Below are 18,720 nucleotides of genomic sequence, written 5' to 3' on the forward strand. Positions count from 1 at the left end.
AAAAGTTGGGGTTAGAAAAAAAAGCTGTATTCAAAATACAGCTTTTTTGATAGGAATATTTCGTTACATTTACAAAAATAACTCTAATCATATCAATATGAAAATATTTGTTAAATTTGATTTCAACGCAGTTTGTCGAAGAGTTTTAGAGGAAACCCTCATCAAGCATTCTATAAAATATCGAGTGTTAGGCTTTGGAGAAATCGATATCTTAGAAAAAATAGATAACGAAGTTTTGGCGGCACTCACTGAAGACCTCAAACACTATAGTATCGATATAATTGAGAACCAGAAAACAGTATTGGTTCAAAAAATAAAGGACGTTATTACTGAGATGATTCACAATTCAGACTTAGTGACTGTAAAAAGTTCTGTTTATCTTGCTGAGAAATTGAGTCATAGTTATGGTTACCTTTCTAATTTATTTTCGGATGTAACGTATACCTCAATTGAAAATTACATCATAATGCAAAAAATTGAATATGCAAAACAGTTAATGGTCAGCACTGATTTGAGCTTGACCGAAATTGCTTTTCAGCTCAATTACTCAAGTGTCGCTCATTTAAGTACTCAATTTAAAAATGCAACGGGAATTACACCTTCTGCATTTCAAAGAATAATTTCAAAAAGACGAGAAATTGCTAACAAAAAATAACAGATAGTGGATAGAGATTATATACATATTATTTTGGCTGATGATGACGAAGACGACAGAATGCTCTTCAGAGACGCCTTTGGTGAACTAAGAATAAAGACTAAGGTAAATACGTTTAACGACGGCGTAGAATTGATGGACTACCTTAATACACCTGATTCTATTTTACCTAACGTCTTGTTTCTTGATTTAAACATGCCTAAGAAAAATGGAATTGAATGTTTGTATGAAATAAAAAAAGACCCCCGTTTCGATGATATCGCAATTGCAATTTTCTCTACCTCTTCATCTGAAGAACATATTGAAGAGACGTTTGTGCAAGGTGCCAACATCTATATTAAAAAACCAAGTGATTTTACAACTTTGAAAAAAGTATTATCAGACGTGGTAACACTAAATTGGCAGTATCACACATCCGGCTTAAATAGAGATAACTTTTTATTGAGATTATAAATTTTATTTATAAGTTATTGCAATCATGGAAATTAAGAGAATTTATAAATCTACCATCTTTCTCAAAATTATTTTTGTGGTGTCTATTTTTGCTATTTTTTTTATTTCAGCAGTTACTTATAAACATATTAGTATACTTAATGATTCTTCTAAATCGGTCAACCATTCTTACGATGTCAATTTGGAATTAGAACGTCTGTTTTCTTATTTAATAGATTCTGAGACAGGGCAACGCGGATTCTTAATCACTAAAGACTATGCTTTTTTAAAACCATATGAAGATTCCAAAGAAAAAATTCATCGTTCGTTTGCTTTAGTTAAAAGCTATACAAAAAACAATCCCGCTCAAGAAAAGAATCTTAGAAAGCTTGAATTTTATATCAGTAAAAGGCAAAATTATCTTTCAGCAACCTTACAAATGGCGTATTCAAAACCAATATCAGATCAAGTGCTACAAGAGAAACTGATTATTGGAAAAGCAGCTATGGATAGCATCAGAACTCAGATAAATGAAATGATTCTGTTTGAGAAAAAATTATTAAAAAACAGAGAAATCGATTATTTTGATACTATGGAGGTCACTCCTGTTTTTGTTTACATAACGCTTCTAATCACACTCTTATTAATCTCTATTTCCTATATGAGAATTAATAAGGATTTAGACAAACTAAAAATTTCAAATAATAGTTTGTCTGTAATGAACGAATCAAATAATCTTGCAGAAATCATAGGTAATTTTGGTAGTTGGCAAATAAACGTCGATACCAAAGAATATACTTCTTCAGATAATAGTTATCGATTACTTGGGTTTCAACCTCATTCCTTTTTTGCAAGTCAGGAAAATTTCATGAAACATATTCATCCCGACGATATATCGGCTTTCAGAAATGCAAATGAACAAATGGTTGTTGATGGCTATTTAGCCCCATTCACCTATAGAGCAATCCGCAAAGATAAGAAACTAAGATATTTTAGAACAACTGGTAGAATTGTAACCAATAAATCAGGCGACGAAATTTTAATTGGAACCACCAGCGATGTGACGGATGAAGTTCTTGTATCATTATCATTGGAACAACAAAACTTGGAGCTAGAAGCTAGCAATAAAGAACTCTTGGCTTTCAATTATGTGGCAAGCCATGATTTACAGGAACCTTTGCGAAAAATTCAAACCTTCGTTTCACGATTATCAGATAAAGAATATGACAATCTTTCTGATAATGGGAAAGAATTTATGGGAAGAATTAACAATTCTGTTGAGCGCATGCGAATTCTAATTGATGATTTACTGCAATATTCAAGAACGACCAAAACGGAGAAAATATTTGAAGAAATTGATTTAAACGAGTTACTAGAATATGCCAAAAGTGATTTGCAACAAACAATTGATGAAAAGAAAGCTCTTATTCAAAATGAAAAATTACCCAAAATTAAGGCAATTCCTTTCCAAATTCAGCAACTATTTGCCAATCTTATGGGAAATTCATTAAAATATTGCAAGGAGGATGTTGCGCCGAGAATTAAAATTAAATGCAGAAAAATAATCGCGGCCGAGGAAGAGCAAATTCCTAAAAGCACAAAAGAGAAGTTTTATAAAATCACGTTTAAAGATAACGGAATCGGATTTGAACAAGAATATGCCGAAAAGATTTTTGTGCTTTTCAACCGTCTTCACAATAAGAATGAATATGCTGGAACTGGAATTGGATTGGCTATTTGCAAGAAAATTGTAGAAAACCATAAAGGATTTATTTTCGCTGAATCAAAACCAAATGCGGGTTCAACGTTTACAGTTTACCTGCCTGAGGAAAATAGTTAATTTGATTTAATATATTGAATTCTAATATTTTAATCCTATAGTTACTATAGGATTTTTTATTTATACAAATAAACACAGTACTTCCCGAATGGAAATACTATAACATTTCGGAAAAAAGCTATAACAAAAGCATTTACCATTCGATGCAACTTTGCACTGTTAAAAAAAAGGAAAAGCGTTTCTAAATGAGACGCATAATAGTAAACTAAAATTAAATACCATGAAAACAATTTTAAGAAATTCAGCAAAATTAGCCCTAGTTGCCCTATGTCTATTAGGTTCAACTACCATGTCAGCTCAGGACACAACAATAACGGATACAAAAAATTACGATCAAGGATTTCGCCTTGGATTCGGACTAAGTGGCGGTGTGCCCTTGAATGCAGAGCCTTATGAATTTAATGTTGGTGGTGATGTTCGATTACAATATGATTTATCTACAAGATATTCACTTACATTGACAACAGGTTTCAATAACTTTTTCATCAATGGTGATGATAATGACTTAGGGTATATTCCTGTAAAAGCTGGATTTAAAGCCTTCGTTTTAAAAGATCAACTTTATTTAATTGGAGAAGTTGGTGGTGCATTCGCAGTAACTAATGGTTATAATGACAGTTCACTTCTACTAAGTCCTGGAATAGGATATGCTAACAAATATTTTGATGCTAGTTTAAGATACGAACATTACACAAATTTTCCAAAATTGAACAATGATGGAACAACAGGAAAAGGTTTGGGAATGATTGCTTTGAGACTTGCTTATGGATTTAAAATTTAATTAAGTTCAAATTTAAAACCAAATAAGCAAAAGAAAAGGGCTAACAATAATTGTTAGCCCTTTTTTATTTTTACAAGTTTTTATTCTTAGAAAACTTCACTTTCTTTAAGTTTCTCCATATTGTTAACTAATTGAAGTTCATCAACAAATTTTTGGATTTTCCCGTTCATCACCCCATCCATATCAAAAACATCTAATCCTATTCGGTGATCTGTTACCCGACCTTGCGCATAATTGTAGGTACGGATTTTTGCAGATCGGTCGCCAGAACTTACTTGTGACGTGCGTTTTGTGGCGTCTTCCGCTTGTTTTTTAGCTAATTCTTGTTCGTACAAACGAGAACGCAATACATCAAGTGCTTTATCTTTATTCTTGTGCTGCGATTTTTGGTCTTGACATTGAGCCACCAAACCTGAAGGAATATGTGTCAATCGCACCGCTGATTTTGTAGTATTTACTGATTGTCCACCCGGTCCAGACGAACAGAAGAAATCAACACGAACATCATTCATATCAATTTGTACATCAAATTCTTCCGCTTCTGGCAAAACCATAACTGTTGCTGCAGAAGTGTGAACACGTCCTTGAGTTTCCGTTTGTGGAACACGTTGTACACGATGTACTCCCGCTTCAAATTTCAATGTTCCGTAAACATCTTCACCTGTAACTTCAAAAATCACCTCTTTAAATCCTCCAGAAGTTCCTTCGTTCATATCAACAGTTGAAGTTCTCCAACCGCGAGCTTCACAATATTTAGTGTACATTCTGTATAAATCTCCAGCAAAAATCGAAGCTTCGTCCCCACCAGTTCCGGCACGGATTTCAACCATTACGTTTTTCGCATCCTCAGCGTCTTTAGGAATCAGTAAAAACTTGATCTCTTCTTCCAATTCAGGTAAACGATTTTTAGCTTCATCCATTTGCATTTTAGCCATTTCAACCATTTCTGCGTCAGAACCATCTGCTAAAATTTCATTAGCTTCCGCAATATTTCCTGTGATGTTGATAAGCTCTTCGCGCTTTTCCATCAAGTTTTTTAATCCTTTGTATTCTTGATTTAACTGTACATAACGTTTTTGATCAGAGATAATATCGGGTTGAATTATCAAATCCGAAATTTCATCAAAACGTTGTTTTACATATTGCAATCTTTCTAACATAGTACTATCTTTATTTTCGAGTGCAAAAATAGTAAAAAGTCATCACTTTTTGGTCTTTTTAACCTTTCGTTTTTTGTGATAGATTTAAGAGTAAAAAAATCTAATTTTGCGTAATCGTTCAGTAATTTTGTAGAAATACATTTTCTAAAATGATGTCAATTACTAAAATCAGAAAAAAATTCCGTTACATTCTACTTCGGAAATTACTCATTGCGTCAATGCTAATCGCTATTTTATCATCTTTTTTAGCGCTTTCACTAAAACATACTACAGAATATCTAGAAAATATTTTCTTTTTAAAAACTCAGTATCAGCCCTTTTATATATTTATTTTTCCATTAATCGGATTGCTCATTATTCATTTTTTGCGAGAGTATTTGTTCAAGAAGAAAGAAAATAAAGGTATTAAGGAAATTTTCGATGCGACTAAGAACAAAAATAAAAGCTTACCATTATATAAAATTCCATCACATTTTATCAACGGATTGTTTACAGTTGCATTTGGAGGTTCAACTGGAATTGAAGTTTCAACAGTAGTTGCAACAGCTGCTATTGGTGCCACAGCCCATCGAAAAGAAAATCGTTTCAGAAACTACAAAACAGCATTACTATGTGCCGGGATTACAGCTGGAATAACTATTTTATTCAGTAGCCCAATCGCCGGAATTTTATTTTCAATAGAAGTTATTGCAAAAAAAACCAATAAGATTTTCTTTTTGACCAATAGTATTGCTTTGACTATAGCTTCAGCTTTACTGTTTATAATCAATGAAACACCCTTATTTTCTATCTCAATTACTACTTGGCATTATTATGCTATTCCTTACTTTATTTTACTTGGGATATTAGCCGGAATCAATTCGGTTTTTCTAACCAAAATGGTCTTGTTCTTTAAATCTCAATTTGGAAAAATAGATAATCCGTACTACCGAATCATTATTGGAGCCTTGATTTTAAGCTTGGCTTTATTTTTCTTTCCACAATTGTATGGTGATGGGTATCATGCTATGAAAGACATATTTTCTGAGGCTAAACCAATTGCAACGCTAGGTGTTATTGTAACATTTTTGGCTTTAGTACTTTTAAAACCTATTGTGACTTCGGCAACATTGGCTTCTGGTGGCGATGGTGGCGTTTTTGCTCCTAGCCTATTTATTGGTGCTTTTTTAGGTTTGGTGTTGGCTGCTATTTTAAATACGTATTTTGGAACTAATGTTATTCCAGTTAATTTTATGGTAATTGGTATGGCTGCCGTTTTAAGCGCTAGCCTTCATGCCCCATATACCGCTCTGTTTCTAGTTTGTGGGATAATAAACGATTACACCCTATTTTTTCCTATTTTAATGGTTTGTCTGATTGCCAAGTATACTTCTAAACTTCTATTTCCATATACAGTTTACACTTATACACCAGTGATTTTAAAGTCATAGTTTATGCCGATACATAAGATAAAAAGAGGATATCGTAGAACGAGATACATACTGTATAAGGAAACATTAGTCAATTTTAAAGAACATTTTTGGTCTTTTATTGGTTCATTTATTGGTATTGGCGTATAGCGTACCTACAATCCAAAACACTACCCCATTCAGATGTAATCTATCTTATTGGATCTTTTGGAGCTTCAAGTGTTTTGATATACGGTTTAATCCAAAGTCCACTTGCTCAACCTCGTAACCTAATTGGCGGACATTTTGTGTCGGCAGTAATTGGTGTAACTATTCAAAAAGTCGTCCCCGATGTTTTATGGTTAGCGGCTCCACTGGCAGTTTCGTTATCTATAGTTTTAATGCAGATAACTAAAACCCTTCATCCGCCGGGCGGAGCAACAGCTCTGATTGCAGTTACTGGTTCATCTGAATTAAAAAATATTGGCTACTGGTATGTAATTTCACCTGTTTTAGTTGGAACTTTAATATTACTTTTGGTGGCTTTATTTTTCAATAATAGTACTTCAGATAGACAATATCCAACTTATAAAAAGTTTTCTCGTATTCGAAAAAAAATTCCTTTTTTTCCAAAATATAAAAATCATGAATAAGTTTAGTATTTTTACCTTATTCTAATCCAAATTTATGAAATCCAAAATAATCATTTTATTGTCGACAGCTTCTATTTTTTTACTTTCTTGCCAAAACAAATCAGGAAACAAATTTAACAAATTGCAAAAAATGGAATGGCTTGTCGGAGAATGGGAACAAAAACTTCCAAATGGAATTATAACTGAAATCTGGAAAAAAGAAAACGACAGCACTTATTCAGGAAAGAGTTTTTTCGTAAAAGAAGAAGAAGATACCATTCATTCTGAAACTATTGTTTTGTCTCAGAGAAAAGATAAACTTTTATACATTCCAACAGTTAATGGACAAAACAACGATGAACCTGTAACTTTTACAATGTCATCGGATGCAGAAGATAATTTTACTTTTGAAAATCCAACACACGATTATCCTCAAAAAATTAGTTACAAAAAAAGTAATGCTACTACTCTAATGACGTCTATATCTGGAATTCAACAAGGAAAACTAAGCCAAGAAAACTATTCGTTGACAAAAAAATAAGCTTTTACTATCTAATTTTCTATATAACCTCGAACAATACGAGGTTTTTTTAGTTATAAATAGTAGTAAATCAATTTGTTAAAAATATTATTTATATTAAGTCTAAATAAACTTTTATTATTCAGTTCTCGTATTTATATTTGCACTCTATTTTTAATTAATCTAAATAAAAATGTACAAATATATTTTACTACCAGTTGTGTTATTAAGTTTAAATACGGCAAGCTTTGCTCAAGAAAGTTATGCAAAGGAACACGAAGAATTAAATGTTTTCAATGATACTGTAAAAAAGAAAAAAGGCGAAGCACTGAAAGAAGTGGTCATCTTGGCCCAACAACAAAAAACGATCGTGAAAAGCGGGAAAGCCAACATTAAGCCACTTGATCTGCCGCAATCCTCAATGGTAATTGGAAAAGAAACGATCAAACAGCAGCAAATATTGAGACTTTCTGATGCTTTAAAAAATGCTAACGGTGTTTATGTTTCAGGCGCCAGTAACGCTTCAGGAAATAATCAAGAAGAGCTAGGTTCACGTGGATTTACCTTTAGTGGCGGAAATACTTTTAAAAACGGAATACGTTTTAATGGTTCACTAATTCCAGAAACGAGTTCACTAGAAAGTATCGAAATTTTAAAAGGCAGTTCTGCCCTATTATATGGAAACGTATCACCCGGTGGAATTTTGAATCTAATAACCAAAAAACCTCGATTTGATTCAGGTGGAGAATTGAGTTTAAGATTAAACGAATATAATTTCTTTAAACCCACTGTAGATGTTTACGGAAGTGTAAATAACAGCAATACTATAGCTTATCGTTTTATATCGAGTTATGAGCAAGGCAACAGCTTTAGAGATAATGTTACCTCAGACCGAATCTACTTTAATCCTTCTTTTTTAATCGATATTTCTGAAAAAACTAATGTTATTGTTGAAGCTGATTATACCAAAGACAATAGAACGCCCGACTTTGGTTTAACAACTATAGATTATAAAGTAATTGAATTACCAAGAAATTCCTTTTTGGGTTTTGATTGGGCAAGATTTAAGTCGGAACAAGTTGGTTTTACATCCACTATCAATCACGAGTTGAATAAAAACTGGCAACTTAAAGGCATCTTTTCTTATCAAGGATATAACACAAATTTGTTGTCCAACTTACGTCCAAATGCAACCAATTTAGTTCAAGCGAATGGCGATTGGACAAGAGGCGTTCAAAAAACGGAGAGCGAGCAAGACTACAGTTTGGCAGAAGTAGATATCAACGGAACTTTTACTACAGGAAAAATTAAACATTCGGTATTAGTAGGAGCGGATGCTGATCAAAGTAATACCACCACTTTGGCTTATAAAAACATTACATTTTATGACAAAATAAACATCTTTAATCCGTCAGTTATATTAGAAAAAAATAGTATTTATGCCAATACAACTGTTCCAATCCTAGATAAAAATACTAATGCGTTAGCTAATATTAAAAGAGCTGGAATTTACTTCCAAGATTTGATTGATGTGACCACAAAATTGAAAGTATTAGCTGGTTTACGCTACAGTTATTTAGAAAATACAACTAACACACTAACGTATTCTACTGATACTACCATTGAAAGCAGTAGTAGTGATAATATAATTTCTTCTAAATTAGGTGTCGTGTTTCAACCCACAAAAACCAACTCTATATTTGCCAGTTATGCTGATTCATTTGTATTAAATACTGGAACAGATAAAAATTTGAATGCATTACCAAATTCGACAATTAATCAGTACGAAATCGGAATCAAAAATGAATTTTTCAAAGGCAATATTGTTGCTAATCTTACTACGTATTTAATCGATTATGGTAATTTAGCCCAAACCGATTTTTCAGACGGTAATACGAATACAAACATCAAGGAATTAGCCGGAGCATATCAAAGTAAAGGTATTGAACTTGATATTACAGGTAATTTTAAAGAATTACGATTGATTGCAGGATACAGTTTTAATGAAACAAAATATACCAAAAGTAATATTTATGATGTGGGAACCAAACTGAGATTTTCGCCAAAACATACGGCCAACGCTAGTGCATTTTACACCTTTAAAGATTCAGAATTAAAAGGATTAGAAGTAGGTTTGCAATCAACTTATATTGGAGAACGTTTAGGTGGAAGAATCAGACCAAACAATGCTTCAACTCCAGCAGAATTAGCTAGAAAACCAATACCTGTTGACGGATTTTTACAATTCGATGCATCTATTGGCTATTCCATAAAAAACTTTTCTATTAGAACAAAATTATCCAACTTAGCAAACATAGTAAGTTATTATGTTTACGATGACAATACGGTGACACCAATAGCGCCAAGAATGTTGTCAAGCACCGTATCTTATAAATTTTAAAATAACAAAAATGAAACAAACTACCATCAGAAACTTACACCGCGATTTAGGATATTTCTACATCGGATTAATTATTTCTTTTGCCTTTTCAGGAATAATGATGAACCATAGGGAAAGTTGGCATCCAGAAAAATATACGGTCGAGACCAAAGCCATTCAGGTTTCCCTTCCGGAAGAAAGTTTGATTACCGAAAAATATGCCGAAGAATTAGGCGTTACTTTGGGGATTGATGATAAAATCAGACGTCATAAAATAAAGGATGATCTTTTGAAAATTTCATTCGAAAAGCACGATGTAGAAATTGATATAAAAACGGGAAAAGGTGAAATTGTATCCTTCATAAAAACGCCAATCATCAGCCAGATGATGAAACTTCACAAGACTACTTCTAACTGGTGGATTTATTATGGTGATATTTTCGGAATTTCATTAATCGTTATTGCCATTACGGGATCAATAATGATTCCTGCCGGAAAATTGACTTTCAAACGACGCGGTTGGAAACTGGCGCTGGCCGGAATTATAGTTCCATTGTTAATTTTATTATTCGTTTAAAAAATAAAAGCTTCGAATTTCGAGGCTTTTTCTTTATATTAAATCTCTCTAAAGCTTTTACACGTAAATGACTGTCTAAAACAAATTCTATGTATTATCTCAGAATTATGGGTCTGCTCCTACTTTTCTTTTCGTTTACGAATTGTGCCAGCAAAAAATATAAAAATGTTTCTTATATCGAAAATACTTCCGAGAAAGAAAATCCAACACTCAATATTTTCAAACCCCGAAATAAAAAGTATAACAATAATCCAGTTTTACTATTTGTTCATGGTGGAAACTGGAATTCAGGTGATAAAAAACTGTACGGATTCTTTGGAAGAAACTTTGCTAAAAAAGGCATTACAACTGTAATAGTGGGTTACACTTTGAGTCCGAAAGCGAATTACGACGACATGGCAAAAGAAGTTGCAAAAGCGGTAGAATGGACAAAAAACAACATTGCGAATTATAACGGAGATCCAAATTCTATTTTCCTTACGGGACATTCCGCTGGCGGACATTTAATTGCCTTAATAGCTACTAATCCAAAATACTTAAAAGACAATAACATTATTAAAGGTGTGATTCTCAATGATGCTGCGGGTTTGGATATGAACCATTATCTTGAAGAATTTCCGCCAACGAGTTCAGCTGATTATTTAACGACTTGGACCGATAAGCCCGAAAATTGGAAAGAGGCTTCACCAATTTATTTTTTGAATAAAAACACACCCAAATTCATGATTTATACTGGAAGTAAAACCTATGAATCCATAAAAGTTTCAAACGAACGGTTTCTCAATAAATTACATGAATTTCAGCCTAACGTAAAACCAATCGTATTGAATAAAAAACACATTCCTATGGTCATACAGTATTTTTTTCCGTGGAATAATCGCTTCGACGAAATCAAAAAATTCATCGACGAAACTAAATAGCATTAAAAAGCCCCGAATTATCGGGACTTTTGGTTTATTTTCTGGAATTAAAAAAATCTTCAAAAACCAAGCAACTCGATAGTTCTTCGCTGTATTGCGGATATTCAATCTTTAATTGATTGGGCGTATTGGTATACTCTTGAGTAAAATTAACCATACGTAAACTCAAAGCTTTGAACTTATCTGACTTTGAGGTATTATAAGCCATTTGGTAATACAATTTTGTAATAGATCGCGTTCTGTATTCCAAATTATCAATATACGATTCGTTCACATATGTATCATCGTAAGTAGAATAACTGCTAAAACGACGCATCATCCAGGAATTTCCCATATCGGTCATGTTCAAATAACAATTGGCAACAATAAAATAATAATAATCGCGATCGGTTCGATTTACGTCGTTGGCCAATTTTAAATATTTTACAAGATGCTCCGTAATTGACAATTTGTTTACAAAATAGGTTTCTTTGGGCTTAATGAAATTATCGGTGTATGGAATAACATAAAACGGATTTTTATCAAAGGAATGGTATTCATCAAATTTTCCTCTTTCCCAAGCGTTATAATTCTGCTGCCAATAAGTTTCGGGTAAGGATTTAAAAGTAACCAAGGCCATATTGAGTTTTTCCTCGCGGATGTATTTTGTGCCCAATAAATCAATTAGGTAATTTTTATCTCTGATCAACGTACTGTAAATAAAATCATCTTTCTCACTTGGCGAAAGAGCATTAAGTTGATTTATAATTATTTGTAAATCTCTAGCGGGATACACAAAATCTAAGTAATCATAATAATTATAAAAAACATCTAAATTAGAAGACGTATTGAGTCGGTTTCCGCGCCATTCTACATCATTGGCACTCGAACTGATTTCGTGGTAAAAAGTACTGTTTAATGAAATTAACGCAATGCCATCGCGAAGATTTCCTCTGAACTCCAATTCGCGCCCTAATGCAAAAACAAATCTACTATCTGATTTGTTTTTTTCGACAATTACTTTGATTTCATCCGTAAGTATGGCTTTACCAAATACTTGCTTGGCCGTCAAGCAAAGCGCTTTTATTTTTTGGATTTCAGCAAACACTTTTTCGTTTTTGTACTTGTTTTCGAAATCACTAATTTTTGATAATGCCACTTCGTATTGATTCGTCATAAACAACAATTGAATTTCTGAAGATTTCCACAAAACCGGATTATCCACTTTTTTAAAATCAATAGTCGAAACAAAATCCAATACTTCTTGAGCATACAAACGATCAGTAGCTGAACGTTGACGAAGTGTCTCCGTAGTTATCTTACTTTCAGTGCTTTCACTGTAATAACTTCCTTCTTCAATTGAAGGCGAATAGTTAGTATAAAATGGTGTATAAATCCAATCCTCTAGTTTATTAATTTCGCGTAATAGCAGAAAATCAAGCGCTTTAAATTTTGGTTTATTCTGATAAATTACTTTTAAATTATCGAGGTTTTTAGCAATAATTCGAGGTGAAGCATAGGCATATAAATTGGCGACTTGCGTTGGATTTTTAGCGAATGTTAATGCTTTCTCCAAATTGAATTTACTTGAAAAATAGAACTGACTCGCAAAAGCTTTTTCAGGAGAATTGGCAAAAATATCAGCGATGTCATTGTAATTTCCCGTTTGTTCAGTAGTAAACGAATGAAAATACAAACTCCAATAATACAGATAATCTTTAGTAGAATTCAAAAATTCATTGGCAAAAACAGAACGCATCAAGCCTTCGTTTCCATTGTAAAACGACAAACGAATGCATTGAAAAGCATATTTCCTTTTTAGATTTTTATCCTTCTCTTTAGTGTAGGCTGCAACTAACTCTTTCTCGAATTTTAAAGCAGAAACTTTCTGATCTTCCTCGGCACGTTCCCAAGAATTTCCATAGTTGCTGATGTTAAAACCTTCGCACTTTTTGGCATAAATAAGATACTTTATAACATTTGATTTTTTGTTTTTGTAAAGGAATTTTAAAAACTCATTATCAGAACCTGAGTGAATATCCGTCAGCTTTAATTCGTTATTGAAATAAATAATCTGATCAATATCTACTTTTTTACCGGTAAAATTATACCAGTCCAAAATATTGGATTCATGCGCTATTTTATCCTGAAAGGAATCACTAGCACTGTCATAACCCCAAGCAAAATTGTTATAGTAAAATCCGTAATACTGATTGTAATTAAAGTACTTTGGATTGAACAAACAATACCGGACATCTTCACCGTAAGGCGAATAGCCACACGCTAAAATTGGACTACTACTTAGTAAAAGTATCGTAAAAACCAGTAATTTCTTCATTGCTGTATTTCTTAAAAATGGATTCATCTAAATCAAAAAGTGAAATGGTAGTGTTGGCATCAAGCGCAACATTTTTCTTAATCACGGCGATTGCTTCGTTAAGCGTTGCTGCTGAAACTTCCTCACATTTTATTTGATCGGCAACTCGGTAATAGTCGTTCCAATTCAAAGTAGTGTCTTTTGTAACTTCATACCACATCGGTTTTACTTCTTTAGTAAACTCTTTCAAATCAACAGAACTGATGTCAATTAACTTTTGAAAATGATTGTTTTGATACAATTGTGACCAACTAAAAATCGGTAACGCGACATCCATATGAACGGGATAGCTTCTTTTTTGATCTAAATACGATTTCAATTCGGTAATATCTAAAATCGAATTTTTATCACTTTTTGTCAATGGTCGAACCAAATTATAACACATCAACATTACTCTGTCAACCGGAGGAACGCCCATAATTTCACTGTATTTATAGGGATACAATCGCAAAGTGCAACTGATTTCTTTTTTAGAAAGTTCCTTGATTTTCTTTAGCAGATAAAAGTATTTGTCTTTCGTCGATTTTGTCCAATCACAATCGATCTGAATTTCGTTGGCAACAGTCGATTTTTTAAACTTTTCGTCGCAACGTTTGTTTATCAAGAAGACGATATTATCCGCCAAAACATCCAAGTCCTTTTCGGTATTGTATTTAAAAATTTCATTCTTGATAAAAACCGTCGGAATTACCGAAATACCTAGATGACTGTCCAACATATCATTATAACTGTCCAATTTGTCAAAAGGATAATTGCCCATCGCTTCAGAATAATCGATTTCAAAGAATTTGACATAGATCTTTTTTATCTTATTGGCAATCAACTTGCTTTCCATTTCGGAGTTTATGTTGCTTGAACTTTTCCAATAGTAAAAAGCACGTTCGACACTCTGCACTTTACTCGCTTCAGTACACGAAAAAAGACACAACGAAACCATTCCAAGAAATACAATTTTCTTCATTTTTTGACATTTTAGAGATAACGTAAAAACCGTATTAAAAGTAAATCTTTTTGAGCAATAATTAGAATAAAAAAACCGCCTAGTAATAAGCGGTTTCTATTTCTATTTTTTTGTTTTATGCAAACAACGACTGAATACTATTTCACTGGTATATTCGCCAATATTTCCAAATAAAATTTCCAAAATTTCTGAGACGATTTTATAGAAGCTCTTTCGTCTGGGCTATGCGCTCCGTGGATGGTTGGTCCAAATGAAATCATATCCATTCCCGGATAATTGGTTCCTAATATTCCACATTCTAATCCAGCGTGACAGGCTACAACATTAGGTTTTTCTCCATTTTGCTTTTCGTAAATGTTGACTAAAACGTCTAATATTTCAGAATTTACGTTTGGTGTCCAACCGGGATAACTTCCGCCAAATTCAACTTCACAACCAAACAATTCATAAGCGGAGCGCAGGGCATTAGCTAAATCAAATTTAGAAGTTTCAACAGAAGAACGCGTTAAATTCTGAATCGAAATAGCACCATCCTTAACAATCACTCGAGCGATATTATTAGAAGTTTCAACTAAGTCAGCCATATCAGCACTCATGCGGTAAACACCATTGTGAGCGGCGTAAATGGCACGTAACAACCCTTCTTGAACGCCCAAATCCATAACTTCTTTAGGTAAATCGCCTTTGATAATTTCTACAGAAAGATTAGGTTCTGTTGTTTTGAATTCGGTTTTAATATCGTTGATGATTTCCTGCATGTCAAATACAAAAGCTTCGTCATACATTCCCGCTACAATAACTTTAGCAACGCTTTCCCGTGGAATCGCATTGCGCAAACTTCCACCGCTAATTTCCGAAATCTGTACACCGAAGTTTTCAAATCCGTCAAACAATAAACGATTCATAATTTTGTTGGCATTACCCAAACCTTTATGAATATCCATTCCTGAATGTCCGCCGTTTAAGCCTTTAACTGTGATGGTGTAGCCAACAGAATTTTCCGGAGTTTCCTCCATATTGTAGCTTCTTGTTGCCGTTACATCAATTCCACCAGCACAACCAATATCAATTTCATCGTCTTCTTCTGTATCTAAATTTAAAAGAATTTCTCCTTTCAACACACCGCCTTTTAGGTTCAAAGCGCCTGTCATTCCAGTTTCTTCATCTATTGTAAACAAAGCATCAATTGCAGGGTGTGGAATATCTTTACTTTCTAGAATCGCCATGATTGCTGCAACTCCCAATCCGTTATCGGCTCCAAGGGTAGTTCCTTTGGCACGAACCCAATCGCCATCAACATACATATCAATTCCTTGGGTATCGAAATCAAAATTAGTGTCGTTATTTTTTTGGTGCACCATATCCAAATGCCCTTGCAGCACCACCGTTTTGCGGTTTTCCATTCCTAGAGTTGCTGGCTTGCGGATGATTACGTTTCTGATTTCGTCTTCAAAAGTTTCCAATCCAAGGCTGTTTCCGAAGTTTTTCATGAATTCGATAACACGCTCTTCTTTCTTTGATGGACGTGGAACTGCATTTAAATCAGCGAATTTATTCCACAGTACTTTTGGTTCAAGGTTCCTAATTTCTTGGCTCATTATTTATGTAGTATTTCTAAGTTATAATTTTAATATTTCAATAAGTTTATTGTTGATGCTAAAAACATCATCTTGTTCTAATTCTCCTAATTTACCGAGAACTAAATTTTTATCTATAGTTGTAATTTTGGATAAACGAAGTAAGGATACTCTTTTCAAACCATTTATTTTACTAGGCTCAAGAGGTATATCAAATTGATTTTGCCATTTAAATTGTGTGGTAATAAAGGCAACGATAACATCAAAATCTGAAACTACTAAAACCATTGCTGGTCTTATTTTCTTGCCTTTCATATCTGTAAATGGAAAAGATAGCAATACTAAATCGCCTTTTTTCATTTATATTTTTCTTTAATATCGCTAACCTTATATAGTTCTTCGTCATCTTGAAGAAATTCATACGATTTGGAATTTGAAACAATACATTTTATTCCTTCATTTAAAATATTATCGTCCATTTTTGCACTTAAATTACTGACGTATTCAGACACTTCTTCCAGATCTTTATCTGAAAGGTGATTAAGATTTTCGATAGTAACTTTAAGCAGCTCTTCTCTAGACATGAAGCGATTCTAATTATTTCAACACAAATTTACAAAAAAAAGGAAATAGGTCTTCTCAATTTATGTTATTTTTATATCCAAATTATACACTTTGAAACGCAAACATCTACTACCCCTTTTTCTGGTAATCCAAATCATTTTCATCAAAACATTGGCTTTCTTTCCGGAAACTGTGGAGCGTTTTTACAGTAATGGAGTATTTGTTTACATCTCAAAAACCGAGCGATTTCTATTGGGTAGTATTCCGTTTTCTGTTGGCGATTTTTTATATGCACTTCTGATTATTTACGTACTGATTTCCATCTGGAAAACCCGAAAAACATGGCGAAATAAATGGAAAGATAATCTATTGAATGTACTGAGCGGATTTTCCATTTTTTATTTTTTGTTTCATTTGCTTTGGGCAACAAACTATTACAGGATTCCACTTTTTGAAAAGATGACCATCCAACGGGAATATACTGATGCGGATTTATATGCGTTCACCGAAAAGCTGATTATCAAAACGAATGAAGTTCAATTTGCAATTACCCAAAATAAAAACCAAAAGGTACTCAATCCTTACTCGCAGGATAGCATTTTCAAAATGACACAGAATGGCTATGATAATTTGGCCAAAGAGCATTCGTTTTTCAGGTATGAAATTCCAAGTCGAAAGAAATCGTTGTTCAGTTTACCGCTGACTTATATGGGTTTTGGCGGTTATCTAAATCCGTTTACCAATGAATCGCAGGTCAATTACAAGCTGCCGATGTATGGTTTTCCGAATGTCATTTGTCACGAAATGGCACACCAAATCGGCTATGCCAGTGAAAGCGAATGTAATTTTATCGGATTTTTAGCGTGTATCAAAAATAAGGATTTGTATTTTCAATATGCGGCTTACAGCAGCGCGCTACGCTATTGTTTGGGAAATGTGGCTATGAAAAATGAAGAAAAATTCAAAGCGTACAAACCAACAATAAACCCAGGCATTATCAAAAATTTTAGAGAAAGTGAGTTGTTTTGGAAACAGTACGATACGTTTATCGACAAAGGGTTCCATGCATTTTACGATCAATATCTGAAAGCAAACCAACAACAAGATGGCTTAGACAGTTACAGCAAATTTATCGATTTACTAATTAATTATTACAAAGAAAAAGAACTTCGTTAAACGATTATATCTGATATCTATCATCTATTTGTCTATTATCTATCATCTCAATCTTACCTCTTTACTTTTGCCTATCACTTCACATTCTGCTTAAAATAAACCTCCGTGGCGCCTTGTCCATACTTCTGATAATTAGCTTCTTGAAAAATTACATTATCATATCTTCCAAGCAAAAAATCTAAATCCGATTTCAATACACCTTCTCCAACTCCATGTATAAAAACAATCTTCGGGATTCGGTTCCGAACGGCAAAATCCATGTGGCGTTGTGCGGTTTCAAGTTGAATAGTTAAAATATCATAATTACTCAGCGACTTATGATTCTTGACCAATTTTTCAATGTGTAAATCAAATTCAGGTGCTGGAATTTCCTTTTTGTTCTTCTTTTCTTTATTGATGTAATTGGGTTTAGCCACTTCTTTTTCGCTGATGACTTGGCTTTTATTAAAGCTAAAATTCAAAGCGTTACCACTTTCTATTTTGATTAATTCATTACTTTTAAAAGTAAGATTAAAACCATCTAAAGTTTCGATAGTAACATCAGCACCCTTAACTTCAACAACTATACCATCCATAGCATCATCCAAAACCGAAACTTTATCTCCTTTATTCAGCATCTTCTTTTTCTTTTTCCTCTTGATTTTTACTCGGAACTTTTGAACTCAAATTCATCATACCAAACATGAATACCGCTACTGCTGCACATAGAATATAAATGTTGGGCTTGTCTTTTGATTGCTCAAACAGTCCAACAAGTATCGCTATAAACATAAACGGAATCCAGAGTTTTTTCATTGTATC

At 33.2% G+C, this 18,720-nt stretch carries 18 protein-coding genes and 1 pseudogene; 11 read left to right on the forward strand and 8 right to left on the reverse strand.

Annotated elements, in window-relative coordinates:
• The first annotated feature begins 97 nt into the window (after window positions 1-97).
• From PSU83_RS11770 to PSU83_RS11785, 4 genes are all read left to right on the forward strand, one after another.
• Complete coding sequence (locus PSU83_RS11770) at window positions 98-655, forward strand: AraC family transcriptional regulator (protein WP_300589666.1); 558 nt, start codon at window positions 98-100, stop codon at window positions 653-655.
• Window positions 656-661: 6 nt separating this feature from the next.
• The gene (locus PSU83_RS11775; protein WP_300589667.1) at window positions 662-1,108 is read left to right on the forward strand and encodes a response regulator; all 447 of its coding nucleotides are present in this window, start codon (window positions 662-664) and stop codon (window positions 1,106-1,108) included.
• A 25-nt stretch (window positions 1,109-1,133) separates the two neighbouring features.
• On the forward strand, window positions 1,134-2,927 hold the full coding sequence (locus tag PSU83_RS11780) for a CHASE3 domain-containing protein (protein WP_300589668.1): 1,794 nt from the start codon (window positions 1,134-1,136) through the stop codon (window positions 2,925-2,927).
• Between the two features lie 220 nt (window positions 2,928-3,147).
• Window positions 3,148-3,708 (forward strand): hypothetical protein, encoded by a 561-nt coding sequence (locus PSU83_RS11785; RefSeq protein ID WP_300589669.1) that lies wholly within the window; start codon window positions 3,148-3,150, stop codon window positions 3,706-3,708.
• Between the two features lie 86 nt (window positions 3,709-3,794).
• Here the strand turns inward: PSU83_RS11785 and prfA are convergent, their stop codons facing one another.
• Window positions 3,795-4,868: a peptide chain release factor 1 gene (prfA, locus tag PSU83_RS11790; RefSeq protein WP_300589670.1), complete on the reverse strand. Its 1,074-nt coding sequence runs from the start codon at window positions 4,866-4,868 to the stop codon at window positions 3,795-3,797.
• A gap of 149 nt (window positions 4,869-5,017) precedes the next feature.
• On the opposite strand from prfA, the gene PSU83_RS11795 reads away from it, so the two are divergent.
• The 6 genes and pseudogenes from PSU83_RS11795 (at window position 5,018) to PSU83_RS11820 (ending at window position 11,285) form a co-directional block, all read left to right on the forward strand.
• Window positions 5,018-6,298 carry a chloride channel protein gene (locus PSU83_RS11795; protein WP_300589671.1) on the forward strand — a complete coding sequence of 427 codons (1,281 nt, stop codon included), beginning with the start codon at window positions 5,018-5,020 and terminating at the stop codon, window positions 6,296-6,298.
• 3 nt (window positions 6,299-6,301) lie between these two features.
• A pseudogene (locus PSU83_RS11800) lies at window positions 6,302-6,909 on the forward strand (HPP family protein).
• A gap of 34 nt (window positions 6,910-6,943) precedes the next feature.
• Window positions 6,944-7,429: a DUF6265 family protein gene (locus PSU83_RS11805; RefSeq protein WP_300589672.1), complete on the forward strand. Its 486-nt coding sequence runs from the start codon at window positions 6,944-6,946 to the stop codon at window positions 7,427-7,429.
• Window positions 7,430-7,601: 172 nt separating this feature from the next.
• Window positions 7,602-9,809: a TonB-dependent receptor gene (locus PSU83_RS11810; RefSeq protein ID WP_300589673.1), complete on the forward strand. Its 2,208-nt coding sequence runs from the start codon at window positions 7,602-7,604 to the stop codon at window positions 9,807-9,809.
• A 10-nt stretch (window positions 9,810-9,819) separates the two neighbouring features.
• Window positions 9,820-10,365: a PepSY-associated TM helix domain-containing protein gene (locus PSU83_RS11815; RefSeq protein ID WP_300589674.1), complete on the forward strand. Its 546-nt coding sequence runs from the start codon at window positions 9,820-9,822 to the stop codon at window positions 10,363-10,365.
• Window positions 10,366-10,454: 89 nt separating this feature from the next.
• Entirely contained in the window at window positions 10,455-11,285 is an 831-nt protein-coding gene (locus tag PSU83_RS11820; protein WP_300589675.1) for an alpha/beta hydrolase, read from the forward strand.
• A gap of 34 nt (window positions 11,286-11,319) precedes the next feature.
• Here PSU83_RS11820 and PSU83_RS11825 read toward each other — a convergent pair whose 3' ends face one another.
• The 5 genes from PSU83_RS11825 to PSU83_RS11845 all read right to left on the reverse strand — a co-directional run bounded on the left by PSU83_RS11825 (window position 11,320) and on the right by PSU83_RS11845 (window position 16,763).
• Window positions 11,320-13,602, reverse strand: a complete 2,283-nt coding sequence (locus tag PSU83_RS11825; protein WP_300589676.1) for a hypothetical protein — start codon at window positions 13,600-13,602, stop codon at window positions 11,320-11,322.
• Window positions 13,562-14,602 carry a hypothetical protein gene (locus PSU83_RS11830; RefSeq protein WP_300589677.1) on the reverse strand — a complete coding sequence of 347 codons (1,041 nt, stop codon included), beginning with the start codon at window positions 14,600-14,602 and terminating at the stop codon, window positions 13,562-13,564. The genes PSU83_RS11825 and PSU83_RS11830 overlap by 41 nt, the downstream gene beginning before the upstream one ends.
• Before the next feature lie 137 nt (window positions 14,603-14,739).
• Complete coding sequence (locus PSU83_RS11835; protein ID WP_300589678.1) at window positions 14,740-16,200, reverse strand: aminoacyl-histidine dipeptidase; 1,461 nt, start codon at window positions 16,198-16,200, stop codon at window positions 14,740-14,742.
• Between the two features lie 21 nt (window positions 16,201-16,221).
• Window positions 16,222-16,539: a type II toxin-antitoxin system PemK/MazF family toxin gene (locus PSU83_RS11840; protein ID WP_300589679.1), complete on the reverse strand. Its 318-nt coding sequence runs from the start codon at window positions 16,537-16,539 to the stop codon at window positions 16,222-16,224.
• Window positions 16,536-16,763 carry a hypothetical protein gene (locus tag PSU83_RS11845; RefSeq protein WP_300589680.1) on the reverse strand — a complete coding sequence of 76 codons (228 nt, stop codon included), beginning with the start codon at window positions 16,761-16,763 and terminating at the stop codon, window positions 16,536-16,538. Before PSU83_RS11845 ends, PSU83_RS11840 begins: the two co-directional genes overlap by 4 nt.
• A gap of 91 nt (window positions 16,764-16,854) precedes the next feature.
• Here PSU83_RS11845 and PSU83_RS11850 point away from each other — a divergent pair, with 91 nt between their 5' ends.
• Window positions 16,855-17,919, forward strand: a complete 1,065-nt coding sequence (locus tag PSU83_RS11850; protein WP_300589682.1) for a DUF3810 domain-containing protein — start codon at window positions 16,855-16,857, stop codon at window positions 17,917-17,919.
• A gap of 74 nt (window positions 17,920-17,993) precedes the next feature.
• Here PSU83_RS11850 and PSU83_RS11855 read toward each other — a convergent pair whose 3' ends face one another.
• Window positions 17,994-18,536, reverse strand: coding sequence for a Smr/MutS family protein (locus tag PSU83_RS11855; RefSeq protein WP_300589683.1), 543 nt, complete (start codon window positions 18,534-18,536; stop codon window positions 17,994-17,996).
• Window positions 18,526-18,714, reverse strand: a complete 189-nt coding sequence (locus tag PSU83_RS11860) for a hypothetical protein (RefSeq protein ID WP_300589685.1) — start codon at window positions 18,712-18,714, stop codon at window positions 18,526-18,528. The genes PSU83_RS11855 and PSU83_RS11860 overlap by 11 nt, the downstream gene beginning before the upstream one ends.
• Window positions 18,715-18,720 lie beyond the last annotated feature (6 nt).

The organism is Flavobacterium sp. (assembly GCF_029945805.1).
Classification (GTDB): domain Bacteria; phylum Bacteroidota; class Bacteroidia; order Flavobacteriales; family Flavobacteriaceae; genus Flavobacterium.

Bases quoted from the DNA above. Each gene is read 5' to 3' on its own strand.
- PSU83_RS11805 (WP_300589672.1), top strand. From the start codon at position 6,944: ATGAAATCCAAAATAATCATTTTATTGTCGACAGCTTCTATTTTTTTA.
- PSU83_RS11810 (WP_300589673.1), top strand. From the start codon at position 7,602: ATGTACAAATATATTTTACTACCAGTTGTGTTATTAAGTTTAAATACG.
- PSU83_RS11780 (WP_300589668.1), top strand. From the start codon at position 1,134: ATGGAAATTAAGAGAATTTATAAATCTACCATCTTTCTCAAAATTATT.
- PSU83_RS11860 (WP_300589685.1), bottom strand. From the start codon at position 18,714: ATGAAAAAACTCTGGATTCCGTTTATGTTTATAGCGATACTTGTTGGA.
- PSU83_RS11770 (WP_300589666.1), top strand. From the start codon at position 98: ATGAAAATATTTGTTAAATTTGATTTCAACGCAGTTTGTCGAAGAGTT.
- PSU83_RS11855 (WP_300589683.1), bottom strand. From the start codon at position 18,536: ATGCTGAATAAAGGAGATAAAGTTTCGGTTTTGGATGATGCTATGGAT.
- PSU83_RS11830 (WP_300589677.1), bottom strand. From the start codon at position 14,602: ATGAAGAAAATTGTATTTCTTGGAATGGTTTCGTTGTGTCTTTTTTCG.
- PSU83_RS11840 (WP_300589679.1), bottom strand. From the start codon at position 16,539: ATGAAAAAAGGCGATTTAGTATTGCTATCTTTTCCATTTACAGATATG.
- PSU83_RS11785 (WP_300589669.1), top strand. From the start codon at position 3,148: ATGAAAACAATTTTAAGAAATTCAGCAAAATTAGCCCTAGTTGCCCTA.
- PSU83_RS11795 (WP_300589671.1), top strand. From the start codon at position 5,018: ATGATGTCAATTACTAAAATCAGAAAAAAATTCCGTTACATTCTACTT.
- PSU83_RS11835 (WP_300589678.1), bottom strand. From the start codon at position 16,200: ATGAGCCAAGAAATTAGGAACCTTGAACCAAAAGTACTGTGGAATAAA.
- PSU83_RS11815 (WP_300589674.1), top strand. From the start codon at position 9,820: ATGAAACAAACTACCATCAGAAACTTACACCGCGATTTAGGATATTTC.
- PSU83_RS11825 (WP_300589676.1), bottom strand. From the start codon at position 13,602: ATGAAGAAATTACTGGTTTTTACGATACTTTTACTAAGTAGTAGTCCA.
- prfA (WP_300589670.1), bottom strand. From the start codon at position 4,868: ATGTTAGAAAGATTGCAATATGTAAAACAACGTTTTGATGAAATTTCG.
- PSU83_RS11820 (WP_300589675.1), top strand. From the start codon at position 10,455: ATGTATTATCTCAGAATTATGGGTCTGCTCCTACTTTTCTTTTCGTTT.
- PSU83_RS11845 (WP_300589680.1), bottom strand. From the start codon at position 16,763: ATGTCTAGAGAAGAGCTGCTTAAAGTTACTATCGAAAATCTTAATCAC.